This window comes from Marinobacter sp. ES-1 (assembly GCF_000475255.1).
Taxonomy (GTDB): Bacteria; Pseudomonadota; Gammaproteobacteria; order Pseudomonadales; family Oleiphilaceae; genus Marinobacter; species Marinobacter vinifirmus.
In genome coordinates, this window is the sequence record NZ_AXBV01000033.1 from 42281 (window position 1) to 60014 (window position 17734).

Annotated in this window: 11 protein-coding genes; 5 read left to right on the forward strand and 6 right to left on the reverse strand. The window is 58.2% G+C overall.

All coding sequences use genetic code 11. The features are described from left to right. Positions 1 to 5: 5 nt before the first annotated feature. The 3 genes from Q668_RS05665 to Q668_RS05675 all read right to left on the reverse strand — a co-directional run bounded on the left by Q668_RS05665 (position 6) and on the right by Q668_RS05675 (position 2253). On the reverse strand, positions 6 to 734 hold the full coding sequence (locus Q668_RS05665; protein WP_022988648.1) for a YebC/PmpR family DNA-binding transcriptional regulator: 729 nt from the start codon (positions 732 to 734) through the stop codon (positions 6 to 8). Between the two features lie 124 nt (positions 735 to 858). Beyond that, the gene (locus tag Q668_RS05670) at positions 859 to 1659 is read right to left on the reverse strand and encodes an MBL fold metallo-hydrolase (protein WP_022988649.1); all 801 of its coding nucleotides are present in this window, start codon (positions 1657 to 1659) and stop codon (positions 859 to 861) included. Positions 1660 to 1824: 165 nt separating this feature from the next. After that, positions 1825 to 2253, reverse strand: coding sequence for an SRPBCC family protein (locus Q668_RS05675; RefSeq protein ID WP_022988650.1), 429 nt, complete (start codon positions 2251 to 2253; stop codon positions 1825 to 1827). Between the two features lie 187 nt (positions 2254 to 2440). Between Q668_RS05675 and Q668_RS05680 the strand changes: the two genes are divergently transcribed. Then, positions 2441 to 4111, forward strand: a complete 1671-nt coding sequence (locus tag Q668_RS05680) for an AMP-binding protein (protein WP_022988651.1) — start codon at positions 2441 to 2443, stop codon at positions 4109 to 4111. A 70-nt stretch (positions 4112 to 4181) separates the two neighbouring features. Here Q668_RS05680 and Q668_RS05685 read toward each other — a convergent pair whose 3' ends face one another. After that, the gene (locus tag Q668_RS05685; RefSeq protein WP_022988652.1) at positions 4182 to 6386 is read right to left on the reverse strand and encodes a xanthine dehydrogenase family protein molybdopterin-binding subunit; all 2205 of its coding nucleotides are present in this window, start codon (positions 6384 to 6386) and stop codon (positions 4182 to 4184) included. Positions 6387 to 6410: 24 nt separating this feature from the next. Further along, positions 6411 to 6863, reverse strand: coding sequence for a (2Fe-2S)-binding protein (locus Q668_RS05690; protein WP_022988653.1), 453 nt, complete (start codon positions 6861 to 6863; stop codon positions 6411 to 6413). Positions 6864 to 7253: 390 nt separating this feature from the next. On the opposite strand from Q668_RS05690, the gene Q668_RS05695 reads away from it, so the two are divergent. From Q668_RS05695 to Q668_RS05710, 4 genes are all read left to right on the forward strand, one after another. Next, complete coding sequence (locus tag Q668_RS05695) at positions 7254 to 9626, forward strand: hypothetical protein (protein WP_200861343.1); 2373 nt, start codon at positions 7254 to 7256, stop codon at positions 9624 to 9626. Positions 9627 to 9642: 16 nt separating this feature from the next. Next, positions 9643 to 12642, forward strand: a complete 3000-nt coding sequence (locus Q668_RS05700) for a parallel beta-helix domain-containing protein (protein ID WP_022988655.1) — start codon at positions 9643 to 9645, stop codon at positions 12640 to 12642. A gap of 83 nt (positions 12643 to 12725) precedes the next feature. Next, complete coding sequence (locus Q668_RS05705; RefSeq protein ID WP_022988656.1) at positions 12726 to 14822, forward strand: CocE/NonD family hydrolase; 2097 nt, start codon at positions 12726 to 12728, stop codon at positions 14820 to 14822. A 381-nt stretch (positions 14823 to 15203) separates the two neighbouring features. Next, positions 15204 to 16706, forward strand: coding sequence for a hypothetical protein (locus tag Q668_RS05710; protein WP_152521763.1), 1503 nt, complete (start codon positions 15204 to 15206; stop codon positions 16704 to 16706). A gap of 69 nt (positions 16707 to 16775) precedes the next feature. Here the strand turns inward: Q668_RS05710 and Q668_RS05715 are convergent. Further along, on the reverse strand, positions 16776 to 17734 hold a 959-nt coding region (locus Q668_RS05715), incomplete at its 5' end, for an OmpA family protein (protein ID WP_022988658.1).

A 17734-nucleotide genomic window follows, 5' to 3' on the forward strand; every position in this document is an offset into this window, starting at 1 on the left:
GAGGGTTATTCCTCTTCCGGCAGTTCCGCGTTGTGGAACACGTTCTGAACGTCGTCCAGATCGTTCAACATGTCGAGGAACTTCTCGAACAGGGGAATATCGTCGCCCTGAACAACCGTAGTGGTCTTCGGCAGGAACTGGATCTCGTCCACATCGAACTCGATGCCTTCGAAGGCCGCTTCCAGTGCCTGTTTGGCCTTGGCGTATTCGGTGTTGGGCGTGAATACGGTGATCTTGCCGTCTTCATTTTCGATGTCGGTCACGTCAACATCGGCTTCCATCAGCGCTTCAAGAACGGCTTCTTCATCCTGGCCGTTGAACGCGAAAATAGCGCAGTGGTCGAACATGTGGGCAACCACGCCGGGGGTGCCGATCTTGCACTTGGTCTTGGTGAAGGCCAGGCGAACGTCGCCGAAGGTGCGGTTGGGGTTGTCGGTCAGGCAGTCGACAATCACCATGCAGTTGCCGGGGCCATAACCTTCGTAACGGGCTGTCGAGTAGTCTTCACCCGCGCCGCCCTTGGCCTTCTCGATGGCTTTTTCAATAACGTGTGTGGGGACCTGGTCTTTCTTGGCGCGCTCGATCAGGCCGCGAAGCGACAGGTTGGCCTGGGGGTCGGGGCCGCCAGACTTGGCGCTCATGTAGATTTCCCGGCCGTATTTGCTGTAAACCTTGGTTTTAGCCGCGGCCGTCTTGGCCATGGATTCTTTACGGTTCTGGTAGGCTCTGCCCATCGTTGGTGCCTCTCGGATTTACGATCAAAAGCGGGATTTTACTGAACCTGAGGGATTTGCGACAGGGGTGATTGCGCAAGGAATGCAGAAGGAGGTTTCCGCATCCCTGCGGAAACCGGGGAAATCACACAAAATCGACCGGCGGACGGTAGTTGTCCTGGGTCATCAGGTCGATGCCGCAGTCCATGCTGCTGACCCAGTTCAGGAAGCGGTCAACCATGGCCGGCCCTTCAAAACGCTTGCCGTGCTGGGGCACGATCATGGCTACGTCCATATCGCGAACCATGTTGGCCCACAGCTGGCACACCTTTTTAGAGGCAATATACCGGCGGTGGAAGCCAATCATGTGCTGGATGTGGTTGTCGAAGTCTTCCACCGGTTTGTGGTCGTCTTCACCACCCAGAGAGGCGCCCAGGTCGCCGGAAAACAGAATCTTTGATACCGGATCATAGAACTGCAGGTTGCCCACAGAGTGCATGAAGTGGGCTGGCAGACACTGGATATGGGAGTCGCCGAAACGCACTTTCGCACCCTGGTCCGGAATGCTGATGATGCGATCGTACACGCTGCCGCTGAGCTGGTTGGTTACGTAACTGGACACCAGGTGGGGCAGGAAACGGGCCCACAGCTTGGAGGTTACGATGCTGGCCTTGGTGTGCACAATCCAGCGGTCAATGGCACCGATGATGTCCGGGTCCTGGTGGGAGGCAAATACATAGTCCATCTCACGGATGTTCATGTACTTGGAGGCAGCCACCGACAGCGGGGTATAGGTAAGGTCTCCGCCGGGATCAAGCAGGGCTTCGTGGTCACCATCTACAATCAGGAACTGGTTGGACTGCACGCCCTCGCCGGTTACCAGGGAATCAAACATCAGGCACTTGTGGTGCCCGTTGTCGAACAAAACGATCGGCTCAACTGCCATTAGGGTCTCCCGCACAACAATAAGTTACAGGCCATGACAACGGTGCTCATGCACCGCCATGGCCGGATATTGCAATAAGGTTTGGAGACTACCGAACGGCGGGAAGCCGGGCCTTGCCACAGGTCAATTATCTGATATTCATCAAGTAACGGATTGTTGCTATGGCTACGCCAGCTCCGGAACCCGGCGGATGCCACGCTTCAGGCCCTGCTCCAGCGCTGCACTGACCACCTTGCCTGAAAACGGCACGATATCTTCGAAGGTGATGGTATAGCTGACCCGGGTTTGACCTTCCTGCGTGTCATAAAAACGAATACGCCCCATATGATTTCGAATCGGGCTAAGGCTGGTGATGGTGTATTCAATCAGCGAGTCCAGCTCGAAAACCAGTACGGTTTCCTGCAGGGACAGGGGGCCAATGCCGATTTTACGTACCGAGCCGGTACCGTTCGGATCGGCCTGGTCACTGTCTTTGATGCGTTTTACCGGAGCACCGATCATTTTCCCGAAACGGTGATGGTCGGCAAACAGGGCGAAGACTTTTCGCCTTGGTACATCAAAAGTTTCATCAATTTCAATGGTGTAGCTGGCCATCGTCATGCTCTTTTTGTTGGTTGTGGCTGCCAGATTACCTGTTTACGGTATTAAACAAAAGTCGAATACTGTCCGGCCTGACCCCAATGTTTCCGAAGTCCGGCTTTGCGGTCAATTCATACAGTATTTGAAGGGTTAAACTATACAGAACGCTAACAATGAACCTTCAGTGCGAGAGGGAAGAACCATGAGCACCAACGCCAAGCTGCCACTGGATATGCTTTACCAGTGGGAAAACAACCACAAAGACCGGCTCTACATGACCCAGCCCATGGGCGACGGCACGGTGGATGAATTCACCTGGGGCCGCGCGGTGGACGAAGCCCGGCGCATGGCGGCTTACCTGAAGTCTCTGGACCTGCCGGAGAAGAGCCGGATCGGGATCATCTCCAAGAACTGCGCCCACTGGATCATGACCGACTGGGCCATCTGGCTGGCCGGGCATATTTCTGTGCCCCTGTACCCGATGCTCAATGCCGACACGGTGAACTACGTACTCAACCACGCCGGCTGTGAAGTGCTGTTTGTGGGTAAGCTGGATGACTGGCCGAGCATGAAGCCGGGTGTTCCGGAGTCTGTGCGTTGCATTTCGTACCCGCTCAGCCCGCCCAACAACTATGAAACCTGGAACACAATTGTTGCCGGCAACGAGCCACTGCAGGGCAACCCGGTGCGGGATGCGGAAGAGCTGGCCACCATTGTTTATACCTCCGGCAGTACCGGGCGGCCCAAGGGTGTGATGCTCAGCTTCGACAACATGGCCTTTGCCGCAGAAGGCGGCATCAAAACCCTGAATGTGGGGCCGGATGAGCGTATGCTGTCTTACCTGCCCATGGCCCATGTGTTCGAGCGTACGTTTGTCGAGCTGGGTTCGCTGTACGCTGGTTTTCAGCTGTTCTTTGCCGAATCCCTGGATACCTTCGTGCAGGATCTGCAGCGGGCGCGGCCCACGCTGTTCCTGTCTGTACCTCGCTTGTGGGTGAAGTTTCAGCACGGCGTGCTGCAGAAGGTGCCCAAGCACAAGCTGGACCGCCTGCTGAAGATCCCGCTGGTGAACAAACTGATCAAGAAGAAGGTGCTGAAGAACCTGGGCCTGGACCAGGTAAAGCTGGCTGGCTCTGGCTCCGCGCCCTTGTCCCACGATGTGCTGGACTGGTACCGCAACCTGGGGCTGGAGCTGCTGGAAGGCTACGGCATGTCTGAAAACTTTGCCTATTCCCACATGAACAAGCCGGGCCGCACCCGCACCGGCTACGTGGGCGAAGCATTGCCAGGGGTAGAAACCCGCATCAGCGAGCAGGGCGAAGTCCAGGTGAAGAGCCCGGCCACCATGATGGGTTATTACAAGGATGACGAGAAAACTGTGGAAGCTTTCACCGAAGATGGCTTCCTCAGAACCGGTGACAAGGGCGAGATCGACGAGATGGGGCGCCTGAAGCTTACCGGCCGACTGAAGGAAATCTTCAAAACCAGCAAGGGTAAGTACATTGCGCCCGCCAAGCTGGAAAACCTGCTGATGGCCCATGAGTCCATCGAGGTGTGCTGTGCATCCGGTGCTAACCAGACCCAGCCCTTTGCCATGGTGATGCTGAACGAAGAGCTGCGGCCCCAGGTGCAAGACGATGCAGCATTGAAACAGGAAATCGAGGACAGCCTGAAGCAGCTCATCCAGGACATCAACAAGCAGGTTGATCCCCACGAGCAGCTGGCGTTCATTATCGTGATGCAAGACGAGTGGACCATCGAGAACAGCTTCCTGACCCCGACCCTGAAGCTCAAGCGTAACGTGGTGGAAGACACCTACCAGCAGAAGGTAGACGCCTGGTACGGACAGAAGAAACCGGTTATCTGGCAGTAAGTTTTGCCAGCATAAGCAGTAACGAAAAGAGCCCCGGTCGGGGCTCTTTTCAGTTGAGGTGTCAGGAACTTCAGCCGGTGGCTTTCAGGGGCAGCCTGCGCTGGCGAACGCCGGTCAGCCGGAACAGGGCGTTGCCCAGAGCAGGGATAACCGGTGGAACCCCGGGCTCGCCGACACCGGTAGGTGCCTCGTTGCTGTCTACGATATCCAGTTCAACATCTGGCAAGTTGTGCATGGCCATCACCGGGTAATCGTGGAAGTTGCTCTGCTGCACCTTGCCATCTGCCAGGGTGATCTCGCCCCACAGCGCTGCTGACAGGCCGAACAGAATGCCGCCCTTGATCTGGTCGCTTACCACCGACGGGTTTACCACCTGGCCGCAATCCACGGCGCACCATACCTTGTGTACCTTGATCTCGCCGCCTTCAATGCTCGCTTCAACCACCTGGGCTACGAAGGTACCGAAGCTCTGGAAGACTGCCACGCCCCTGGCGCGCCCGGAAGCACTGGTGCTGTTCCAGCGGGACATCTCTGCCACCCGGTCGAGTACCTGCAGGTGCCGGGGCTGGTTCTGAAGCCTGGCCCGGCGGAACGCCATGGGGTCTTCACCCAGTTCATGGGCGATTTCGTCCATAAAGGTTTCCACGGCAAAGCCGTTATGGGAGTAACCCACCGAACGCCACCAGGTAATCGGGAAGCCCGGGTCGCTGTGGGTATGTCGCAGCTCCACATTAGGCACCTGATACGGATAGTCGATGGCCCCTTCAATGGCGGAGACATCTTTCGGCGTGGCTAGCCCTTCGGCAGCCAGGCCCACCCGCCCGAGTGTGTTGTAAAGCATTTTCGGAGCCCAGGGATACTGGGCCGGGGCCGCGTTGGTGATATACCAGTCAAGGATCTGCGGCCCGACAATCTGGTGGTGCCAGCCTTCGAGTTTGTTGCCGCTGACCGCGGCCCGCATCCGATGCAGCATGGCCGGGCGGCAGGGGCTGTGTTGGGTATCTTCCTCCCGGGACCAGATCACCTTCACCGGGGCCTTCATGCGGTAAGACACGGCAGCGGCTTCCTCGATGTAATCGTTGGTCAGCCTACGGCCAAAGCCGCCGCCCAGAAACGTGGTGTGTACCTTGATGTCGCCCGGTGAAAGATCGCAGGCCCGGGCAGCGGCAATGCGCCCCAGGTCCGGGGCCTGGGTGGATGCCCAGACTTCCATGGCGTCGCCCTTGTACCAGGCGGTGGCATTCATGGGCTCCATGGCAAAGTGGGCGAGGTAGGGCTGTTCGTAGTCAGCGTGCAGAACCTTGCCGGCTTGCTCTTCGGCCTGCACATAGTCGCCGTCTTCCCGTTCGCTGACACCGGCATCCTGTTCCGAATCCTTGTAGTAATGGTGGAACACGCTCTCTGTCGACAGGGTGATGGCGTCGTCGTTATCCCATTCTACTTGCAGGGCTTTCTGGGCCTTACGGGCACGCCAGTAGGAGGTGGCGACCACCGCCACACCCCGGTCAATCTCGAAGACATCCTTTACGCCGGAATGGATGGTGACATCCGCCTTGTTGAAAGATTTCACCTTCGCGCCATAGCGGGGCGGGCGGGTAACCACTGCATACAGTATGCCCGGCTGTTCGATATCAATGCCGTACACCGCGGTGCCGGTGGACTTGGCTTCGGCATCCAGCCGTTTCATCTGCTTGCCGATGTACTTCCACTCGCTGCGGGGCTTCAAGGGAACCTCGATACGGGGAATTTCACTGGCTGCCAGTGATGCCAGCCTGGCGTAGGGCAGGCTGTCGATGCCGTTGGGGTGTACCACACGGCCATCCTGCGTGCTGCAGTTGTCGGTTTCTACCTGCCAGACCTTCGCTGCTGCCATCATCAGCATATAGCGGGCTTCTGCGCCGGCCCGGCGAAGGGGTTCCCAGGAGGTGGCAACACTGGTGCTGCCGCCGGTAATCTGAAGCTTGTAGGCAGGGTTCAGGTATTCCTTCGCTACCGGTGCAAAGCGGGGCTTGATAGAAGCCGGCTCTACGTCCAGCTCTTCGGCAATCAGCGTGGTCAGGCCAGTGTAGGTGCCCTGGCCCATCTCAACCCGGGCCAGGGTGAAGTAGATGTTTCCGTTGTCCTGGATTTCCAGCCAGGCATCCGGGCGCCAGGTACCGGCGTTTTCGGAGTAGCCGGTATCAACAGTGGCACAGCCGGGCAGTGACAGTGACAACACCAGTCCACCGGATGCGCTGGTGGACACTTTCAGAAAGTCCCGTCGGTTCATCGCCATGGGTACAGCCTCGAATTCTTGTTATCAGGTGGAAGACGCCGATTTAACCGCTTCGACAATTCGGTGATAGGTGCCGCAACGGCACAGGTTGCCGGCCATCGCGTTCACAATATCGTCTTCGCTGGGGGAAGGGTTCTGCTCCAGCAGGTGGGCGGCGGTCATGATCTGGCCAGACTGGCAGTAACCGCACTGGGGCACACCATGTTCTACCCAGGCCTGCTGCAACGGGTGCAGTTCACCGTTTTTGCTGAGGCCTTCTATGGTGGTGATCTCCTGACCGTTTACGGCCTCTACCGGAGTCTGGCATGCGCGGGTGGGGGTTCCGTCCACGTGCACGGTGCAAGCACCGCAAAGCCCTGCACCACATCCAAACTTGGTGCCTTTCAGGTTCAGTTCGTCTCTGAGCACCCACAGCAGCGGGGTGTCTGAGTCTACATCCAGGGACCGTTTTTCTCCGTTTACGACAAGACTGATCATTGCGGAAAACCTTTTGTATTTGTATGTCGTTGAATCAGCATATTAGGGGCGATTATCAAACTTTGTAAACCGGCGATGCTCGCACAGTATGCTGAAAAACCTGTAGATTCGAACGCTCATTTGAATTTGGCCCGATATGACCGCCGTCCTTACGTGACGACCTATTACTTTATCCGGCATGATGAATAAGTAAGTATACGTACTGCAGTACGATACAGATCATAATCAAAAACAAAAACGGGGATTACCCCGAACAGGAGGTCTGCTGTGGCTGCTGAGTTCCGCCCGCGTGGTCTGGCATGTTTTGCGTTAGCCGGTTTGGTTCTGGCTTTGTCCGGTTGTGGAGGGGGCGATGGAGGCTCCGATGCGGTTGCTGATCAGAGCGACGCCGTGGCACAACAGCCTGACGAAAAGAATCCGCCCCAGGCCGGCCCCGGTTCGCAGCCTGAGGCCCGTGCCTACGCCTGGCAAGATACCCGTTACCAGTTTGCCAACGGTTGCTACAGCCTGCAGGCGGATGGCCTGTATGTATCCGAGGTAGCTGATGGCCAGTACAGCGTAACTCCGGATGCCGGAAAGGCCGCCCGTTTCACCATGCGGCCCACCGAGCTGGGCTCTTACCTGATGATGTCCGGTTTCTCCCGGGAAGACAGCCAGGTTGGCCAGTTTGAGTTGCTGGGCATCAGCGATCCGGGCGGTGAGTTCCTGGATACCGGCGGGCACTTCATTGGTGAACTCAGTTACCTGGTGTCCGGGCTGGGAGATACCGTCAACCTGGTGCTGGATCCGGTGCTGCCATTGGGCGGCATCCTTCGGGAGCTGGGTGAAAGTCTGGATTTTGCCGGCGGGCAACTGGGTAATGTAGACCTGCTGCCCCGACTGGCCGCAGTCGACCGACCCAGTGACCTGGCGGTCTGGAAACTGAACAAGCATGAAGCTGCAGACCAGTACACCATGACCTCGGCGGTCACGGGTCTTCTGTTAGGCACCTCGGAAGAGGGGTTAACACTCTCGTCGCCGTCCCTGCGCAATGCCGCCAATACCTTTACCTTCACTGAAGCCGAAGGCTGCATCGAATACCCGGAAGCTGGCCTGAACCTGGAGGTGGCCGGCCACCGTGGCCCGGCCATCTACCTGAAAGAAGTAGATCGCTTCAAAGGCATCCAGGGCATCGATAACGACGATATCTACGGCTACGTGGATACCCATTCCCATATTTCCGCCTACGAGTTCATTGGCGGGCGCATCAACTACGGCGCACCCTTCCACAAATTCGGCGTAACCCATGCGCTGGAAGACTGCGAAGTTGCCCACGGCCCCTGGGGCACCACCGGCTTCCTGGAACTGGTCACCAGCGGCACAGGCCCCCACGATACCCAGGGCTGGCCAAGCTTTAACGACTGGCCCCGGTACAACTCCCTGCAACACCACCAGAGCTACTACCGCTGGCTTGAGCGGGCCCACTATTCCGGCATGAAAATCCTGGTGAACCACCTGGTACACAACGAGATTCTGTGCCGCATTAATCCCCAGAAGCAGAATGACTGCGACCCGATGGAGTCCATCCTCCTGCAGATCCAGCGCATGTATGAAATGCAGGACTACATCGACGCCCAGCATGGTGGCCCCGGCGAAGGCTGGTTCCAGATTGTGACCAGCTCCGGCGAAGCCCGTGAAGTTATTAGTGATGGCAAGCTGGCGGTGGTACTGGGCATTGAAATGTCCAAGGTGCTTAAGTGCGGCGAATTCCTGGATGTGGCCGAATGTACCCGGCAAGACATCGTGGAGCGGCTGGACAAGCTGTACCAACTGGGTGTGCGCAACATTTTCCCGGTTCACAAGTTCGATAACGCCTTTGGCGGCCACTTGCCCGATCTGACCTCCGGTGTCGGCATTGGCCCGGTGCTCTATGCCGGCAACCTGCTGGAAACCGGCCACACCATCGAATTCGAGGAATGCCCGGAAGGCACTGAGTTTGTTGGCGACGAACCCGACCAGAATGCAGCCATGCAGCCCTTCGGCATCCTCGATCAGCTGCTGTTCCAGATGGACTACATCGGTGACCGCTTCCCGGAAACCCCGGAACAGCTGCGAGCGCTGGACCCGCGCCAGGGTACTGAACACCTGTGTAACCGCCGAGGCCTGACGGACCTGGGCGATTTCCTGATCCAGGAGCTGATTCGCCGCAAGATGATGATTGAAACCGACCACATCAGCCGCAAGGCCGCCGCTCGCATCCTCGACATTACCGGCCGGCTGGATTACCCGGTGATCAACAGCCACGGCAGCTGGGGCGGCACCGAAGCCCTGCGCGACCGCATTGCCAGCCAGGGTGGCATTACCGCTTCATTTGGTGGCACCCGTGAGAACTGGGTTGACAAACTGCTGCGCGACGGCAACCGCCCCCGCACCGAAAACCTCAAGGTTGGCCCCTTCGGTGGCGCCGGCTTCGCCTCGGACGTCAACGGTATCGCTCAGCTAGCCAGTAACCCCGGTACCCCGGAAGACGACGCCCGCCTGTACCCGTTCGAATCGGTTGATGGCCGAGTGATCTTTCACAAACAAAAAACTGGCGACCGCGAATTCGGCCTGTACGACGGCCGCGGCGTGGCCCATTACGGCCTCTACCCGGACCAGATCGCCGACATGATCCTCAACACCGATCGCCCGAAAGAACAGGTCGACGAAGCCGTAAACCAGCTCTTCACCTCCGCCGAGGCCTACCTCCGGATGTGGGAACGCATCGAAAACGCCCCCCTTTAAAAAGGACGCGATTGCTATGAAATTCACAACCAGAACTCACTTGCCCTGGCGCACCGGCGCGACAGTGCTGGGCATCAGCGCTTTGCTTTCCCTGAGCGGCTGCTTTGGCGGCTCGGGAGGCTCCACCGGCAGTCCTGCCGCAGAGAGTGATAACTCGCCGGAGCAGGAAGAAAACGTCGCCAGGTTCAGCGAAGGCAGGGTATTCAAGGTGGAACCCGGTGAACAGGCCACCGAAGACATGGTGGCGGCGATGATCCAGCTGCGCCCGGGAGATGCCCTGGAGTTTGGTTGTGGTTACTTCGACCTGTACCACGGCCTGTTGATCCAGGCTACGGAAGATGTAGAGATCCGTGGTTGTGGTAAGGATGAAACCGTCCTCAACTTTCGCGACAGCGATAACGTAACCGGCCTGGAAGCCCTGAACGTTCGGGGTATCACCGTGAAGGATCTCACTATCCTCGACTCACCAGGCGATGCCTTCAAGCTCAAGGGCGTGAAGTGGGGTACTTTGCTGAACGTGCGGGCCATCTGGTCCGGTGGTGGTGAACCCATTACCCGGGAAAACTACGCCTCCCGCTTGCAGGTGGAATGCACCACCCCGCCGTTCAACGAAGGCGACCCGGCACCGGATTACGTGCCCAGTTCCGACAGCGGCCGTTACGGCATCTACCCGGTGGAATCCGAGAACATCCTGGTGGATAACTCCGAATCTATCGGTGCCTCAGACGCCGGCATCTACGTTGGCCAGACCAACACCGCCATCATCAGGAACAGCCGCGCGGCCTATAACGTGATGGGCTTTGAGATCGAAAACGTCCAGGGCGGCGAGTACGACAACAACCTGGCGGAATGTAACACCGGTGGCTTCCTGATCTACGACCTGGAAAACATCACCCAGTACGGAGACACCTCGGTGATGCTGAACAACGTCTCCCGCAACAACAATACCTACAATTTCGCCCACAGTGGCCTGGTGTCTGCCGTGCCCCGGGGTACCGGGTTTATTACCCTCGGTTACGACAACATCGAGGTGTACGACAACGTGTTCGAAGACAACAGCACCGCAGCGGTGATCTACACCAGCTACGAGCTGATTGATGGCAAGGGCAAGACCTCGGACAAAAAGCTGGACCCGTATACCGAAGGCCTGCACATCTACAACAACGTCATGAAGAACTCCGGCTTCGATTTGCCGGCTCCGAACCTGGAGAAAGTGATCGGCGAAGGCGAGGTGGAAACCCTGCTGCCCACGCTGATTGGCATCAAGAACATCCATAACCCGGGCAAGGGTGCCCACATTGTGTGGGATGGACTGCTGGATGACTACGATGCCGAGTGCCCGTACCCGGTGGATGCCAGTGGCCAGCCGGTGCCTAAAGATGAAAACGGCAAGCCCATCCACACCAACGAGCATCCGAACCCGGCCTGCCATTACAACGCCTACAAGTTCAACGCACAGGGCGAGCGCAAGCTGCCGGAGTGGGGTTCGTGCATCTACAACAACGAGATGTCGTCAGACAGCCAGGATTACATCAATTTCCACGGTATGCGTGGCCTGGAACTGGTATTGAATGTTGTGGATTTTGACTTGGGTGCGATCTTTTCGTGGCAAGGGCTGCAGGACACGCTTACCGGCCCGCTCGAATTCTTCGCGGACACCGAGCTGGAAGATCACGACTGCAGCGCCCGTTTCGGCCGCACCCTGGCCAGCCTGCCCCGGGTAACCATTCCACCGTTCGAACGCAGCGGTTCAGTAGACCCGGCACCCACCCAGGAATACATCAACCAGCTGTGTGAAGCGCCGGTGAAACCGGGTGAAATAAACCGTGAAGCCCTGGTTGTCGACTGCCCGCGCCTGGACCAGTACAACCTGTTCGCCAACGCGCAAGACCCGCGCAGCATGCCCCATGAAGGCGGCGTGCCGTTCGTGCTCAACTCCAAGCTGTTTTCTGACTATGCCACCAAGTACCGGGTTGCGTTCATCCCACCCGGCACCAAGGCGGTGTATATGGATGGCCAGAACGGTGGCAACCTGAACGGCACCATTCACTTCCCGAATGGCACCGTGATCGCCAAAACCTTCGCCTTCACCGACGAAAGTAACGGCACCGAAGAATTGGTGGAAACCCGCTTGCTGATCAAGCGCACCTCCCAGAGTGGCAAGGCAGTCTGGAGCGGCCCCACCTACAGCTGGAGCACCGACGACAGCGGCAAGAAAGTAGCCAAACTGGTGCCGGGCGGCGAAACCCGCAGCGTAAGCTGGCACTATGAAGACCAGCACACCGGCAAGTTGCTGGCCGGCTCCACCGACAGCTACGCCATTCCCAACCAGAACCAGTGCATCACCTGCCACTCCAACGACGACCTGGAAGCGGGCGCCGCGCCCATCGGCCCGAAACCCCGCAACCTGAACCGTGCCTACGTTCCGGAATCCCGCTTCATGGGCACCGAAGGGCAGGGCGGTTTCCCGCAGGTGAACCAGCTCAAGTACTGGCAGGATCAAGGCATATTGGCCAACGTGCCGGCCCTGCAGATAGATGGCCGCGGCATCGCCACCAACATCGAGCGCCTGCCTCACTGGAACGTACCGGGCGACAGCGGTGCCACCGCCGGCTCCGATGCCGACGTGGAAACCCGCCTGCGGGCCTACCTGGAAGTAAACTGCCAGCATTGTCACAACGACAAGGGCGCGGCCTCCAACACCGGCTACTACCTGGACCACTACCGCAAGATCGACGCCGGCTACGGCATCTGCAAGAAGCCCACCGCCACCGGCGGCGGCTCCTGCGGCCGACAGCACGTGGTGGTGCCCGGCAGCCCGGGCCAGTCCATCGTCTCCTGCCGCGTGGAAAACGCCGACGACCCGCAGCGCAAAATGCCGCCCATCGCCAAGAGCGTAAGCCACACCGAAGCCGTCGAACTCCTCAACAGCTGGATCGCCAATGTTGTCAATTCCGACTACGAAAACGGCGAAGCCTGCAGCGGCACCGGCATCTTCCAGTCCCTCAACCAATAACAACGGCGGGTCAGACCCCCGGTACATTTCGAGTGGTGAAATGTATCGGGGGTCTGACCCCGTTTACAAAAGGTGAAAGCACGATGATTAACAGAAATACGTTACGGGGTGCCCTGGCGCCGCTGGTGGCGCTGACTCTGGTGGCTTGTGGCGGTGACTCCGGCTCGGACCCGGTTACTGAGCCGTCAGTTCAGGCGTCTGCAAACCCGAAACCTGGATCGGCGCAGCCGGGGAATAATTCCGGTGCCGGCAATGGCTCAGGCGACACCTCGCCGGAAGTCGAGTTTGGCCCGGTAGTACCAGCGGTGGCCTACGCTACAGACACCCGCACTGAAAACCGGGATCCTTTCCCCAACGTTCAGCCGATCATTTCCGATGCCCCGCCCTCATGCGCGCCGGAAGGCCGGCCCCTGGCTTCCGGCCCGTCCTGTGATGACGTGAAAGCCGCAAGCTATTACCAGGACAGCCCTACCACCTGGCTTGATGCCCAGGTGTTCGTTCCCGAGCACCGGGAAGGGGAGAAACTTCCGGTTATTCTGCACAGCCACGGTTGGGGCGGCAGTAAACTCACCAGCCTGCCAGAGCAGCCTTATTGTGAAGAGCACCTGAAACCCTATAACTGCCCGGTCAACGAGGGCGGTGGCCTGCTGTCGATGTTTGGCCAGTTGGATGATGTACTGGCAGACCTTCACAACAGTGGTTACATCGTAGTGAGCTTCTCCCAGCGGGGCTTCGGCGATTCCGAAGGGCAGGTTATGGTGATGAACCCGTACCACGAAACCCGTGATGCTCAGGCGGTGATCGACTGGATTGCCCAAAGGGCGAGTGATGGTCGCCTGCCGGTTGCCGTGGATGACACGGGAGACTTCCCGCTGGGCCTGTTTGGTGGCTCATACGGCGGTGGCTTTCAGTTAACACTGGCCGCGCTGGACGAGCGGGTAGACACCATTGTTCCGGTAGGCACCTGGCACGCCCTGGAGCAAGCCATTATGCCGAACGGCGCCGTCAAAGGCGGCTGGGGCAACCTGCTGTGCCTGTTGTCGACCGGAAAATCCCGCAGCCCGCTGCTGGATGAAGCCTGTACGGGCATGTTCTTCCCGTTCATCCGCACCCGAGATGCGGTAGATCCGACCGGCGAAATCCTCAAGTTTATGAGCCAGAACGGCCTGCACTACCTGAAGTCCCTGGAAGTGGCCCAGCAGCCGTTCCGCGAAGGGGATGCCTCGTTCCGACTGCGCCCGATCGATACGCTGTTGATTCAGGGTAACCGCGATGTGCTCTTCCCGTTACAGGAGGCGATCAACAACTACCACTACCTGAAAATCGCCGGTGGCGATGTGCGCCTGCTCTCCAATCAGTCCGGCCACATGAACCCGCTGGCCAACCAGGTGGATGGCACCACTTCCTGTGGCGGTGTGGATATGTTCAAGGCCATCCGCATCTGGTTTGACGTGAAACTGCGCGGGGCAGATGAAAGCCTGCTGGAGCAGATTCCCGGCGTGTGTATTACCCTCGACAACGAAAAAGCCCTGATTGCCGACGAAGTGCCAGGCCTGAATTTTGAGGCAGACCAGGCCATGGGCCTGGACCAGACCTGGCGTTCATTCCACATGGACATCGGGGCCCTGAGAGGCGCTCAGGAGTGCCAGACCATATACGATGTACCAGCCGGCGAGCGCAAAGTACTGGCGGGTATCCCGAGGCTGCGTGACTTCAAGGTAAACGGAGACCTGGTTGGCGGACTGGGCGTGGCCTATATGGGCGTTTGTGTAGTCCGGGACGGACAGACCCTGCTGGTAGATGACATGCTCACCGGCTTCATCCCCGGCGACTATCCGAACCACGAACTGGTGGCCGTGGGCGAAGCCCTTCGCCCTGGCGACAAAGTTGGTGTAATGGCGTTCAAATCTCAGGAAAACATGAACTTCATGAGTACTGCTACCGTTGGCCAGGTTACCGAACTGCTGCTCAACGGCTTCAGCCCCGGTAGCGGCCTGCCAGGCAGTACCGTTCAAGGATTGCTGGAGCCCTTGCAGGGCCTGCTGAGTTCAGTAACCATCAACGCCTACACCGTTTCCGGTGAAATCCAGCTACCCGTGCTGGAGTCTGAACTGCTGAGCCAGCGCACTGCCGATCCTTACTACGGCATTCCCGAAAACTTCAACCAACAGCCCTGGTAACAACGGCGGGTCAGACCCCCGGTACATTTCGAGTGGTGAAATGTATCGGGGGTCTGACCCGGCTGTACAAAAAGTGGACAATTTGGCGGTTGGCTGCCATACCTAAGCTGAAGCCAGTTGTGAACTCGCATCAGGCACAACTCTATTGCGCAGTGGGTCGGGCTTGTCCGGGGGATGGCAGGTCTGAACTTGTGCACAGAGGAACGTGTCATGAAAAACATAGTGTTTAACTATCTGTTTGCTTTGGTGGTTGCACTGGCACTGGCCGGTTGCAACAGCGACAGCTCTTCCTCAGGAGCTGATGATGTTGCTTCTCCCACGCCTACCACACAGCCCCAATCTCCAACCCCCTCCGAAACCGACCCAGAAACTGATCCACCTATGCAGTCGGCTGATCCATTGGTGCCGGTAGCGGGGGAGGGGTATGCCCAGAAGGGCCCTTATCAAACCGGTGCGACGGTTACAGTGCAGGAGCTTGATAGCCAGGGCAGTTTGACCGAGCTAACCTGGTCTACCCAGACGGACGCGGACGGAAAAATCCGGTTCGAAGGAATTGGCTGGCAGGGGCTGGCCATGGTGACGGTAAATGGTCATTACTTTAATGAGTACAGCGGTGCCTATACCCCCGAGCCCTTCCGCTTGCGGGCAGTCATGTATGTATCTGACGAAACCCTGGTAGGAAACGTAAACCTGTTCACCCACCTGATCGCCCGTTACATGGAATATTGGTTGCCTGAAGGTTATACCTACGAGGAACTGCGTGGTTGGGCGAATGACTACATCATGACCTGGTTTGGCCTTATGACGCCTCCGGAGAACCTGAACCTGCTCGACAGCATCGATCCTGCAACGGATCGCGACAGCTACATGCTGCTGTTGTATTCGGCCGCTATGGCGAAAGCAGGCCTGACCCAGGCAGACGTTGATGCACTGGCAGAAGATTTTGCGGTTACCGATGCCGGCTGGGAAGATGAATGGCCTGAGGGCCCGGGTAAGCAAGCCCTGATGAAAATGTTCAATGAAGCCCAGAACAATGAAGCAGCGTTGATAGAGCAGGCCCGGAAGGCGCTGCAACAGGAATTTGGCCGGGTATTCCAGGCTACCGAAAGTGGCGCTAACCGGGTGGCAGGAACCATTTGTGTCTATGCCGGAGTGCTGTGCCCCTGGGGCGACCTCACTAATATTCCGATCAGCCCGGAACCCAGGGATATTCCGGTAAGTGTGCCGTATTCCGGCTCTTACGGCTTCCTCATGTATTTCAATGATAACGGTTCGGGCGCAACAGCCAGGTTTGGCCGGGCTCCGGGAGATAACTCTATCCGCAGTGTGTCAGGCAGCGTGAGCGATTTTCTGGAGTTTATGATTCAGCCCATCGAGGGGGATCGACGCTACAACCTGGGCCTGAGCAGCACCACCAACAAAACCGTCACCAGTGTGAGAATGTTCCAGCTCAGCCAGGGTATCAAGAAAGATCCGTACCCGCTGGTTGTTGGCGATAACGCCGGGCTGGTCGGAATTGAGTGGGGTACCTTCAGAAATACCGACAGCTACTACCAGCTGATTGCGGGCCCCGGGCGCTATCGTTTCACCATTGGCGGCTACACCTGCGGCACCAGCGTTGCACCGGTGGTCGTCAGGGGCTATCAGTGGGATTGGGATATCCGCGAGCCCTTGCCGGAGGACCAGGTCGGTAGAACGCCGTTCGATACGGCTTCGAGTGCACAGTCCAGTGAAAACCAGTGCTCGCATCAGATCGAGTTGATAAACGACACTCATCCCAATCGCCTTTATCTGCATGTGGAGGCTATTGGTATCAGGGATAGGAACATCAACGCCAACCGTGCAATTTCTGAGGATTTCACGATCAGGGTTGAGCGGCTCTAAGGGAGGCGGTTCAGACCCCCGGTACATTTCGAGTGGTGAAATGTATCGGGGGTCTGACCCCGTTTTGGATTATTCAGCCCTCTTCATGATCTCCGTGTGCTCTCCAGACACAATCGCCTCCACCCGCCGGTTCTGGGCGCGGCCTGCGTCGGTTTCGTTGGTGGCAATCGGCTGGGACTCGCCCATACCCGTGGTGCGGATGCGGTCGGCGTTGATGCCGAAGTGGTCGATCAGCACCTTCATCACGGCATCAGCACGGCTCTTGGACAATTTCTGGTTGTAGGTAGACGGGCCGGTGCTGTCGGTGTGGCCTTCCAGCAGAATGCGGGACGTGGGGTACTGTTTCAGTACGGTGGCCAGGTTTTCCAGTTCCGGGTAGAACGACTGGCGCACTTCTGTTTTGTCGTGCTCGAACTCTACGTACAGGGTTTCTTTAATTTCCCGGGTCAGCTCCTTGGCGCAGCCGTTGTCATCCACCAGGGCTCCTTGCGGGGTATCCGGGCATTTATCGCGGTTGTCGGGTACTCCATCGCCATCAGAATCGGCAGGGGCTACGGCCATCTTTGAGAAATCCAGCGGCCGCCGGCTAACCGGGGACGCCGGGTATTCGCGGCCGAACACATAGTGAATACCGGCGAATACCTGGGCGTCGAAGTACTCATCTTCCACCTCGATACGCCCGCGTACACCGGCCTCGGCCAGGAACCTCGGTGCAATCATTTTCTGCAGGCCGCCCTCGCCATACAGCATATCCTCACCCTTGGAACCGTAGGATTTCAGTTCGATATCGGCATGGCTGTATCCTGCACCGGCAAAAGGTCTCCAGCCGAACAGCCGGTAGCTGGCCGGGTGCAGGCGGCCACCAATGGTGCCCCGAAGTATGTCTGCATCGTGGTTAAAGTTACGGGTGTCGGTTTCGGCGTAGCTACCCTGAAGCAGAAGGCTAACATTCGGATTGAACTGATGGGTGAAGTTAACGCCAAACTCCCAGTAGTTGGACAAATCATTGCGTAAACCGCTGAAGGTTG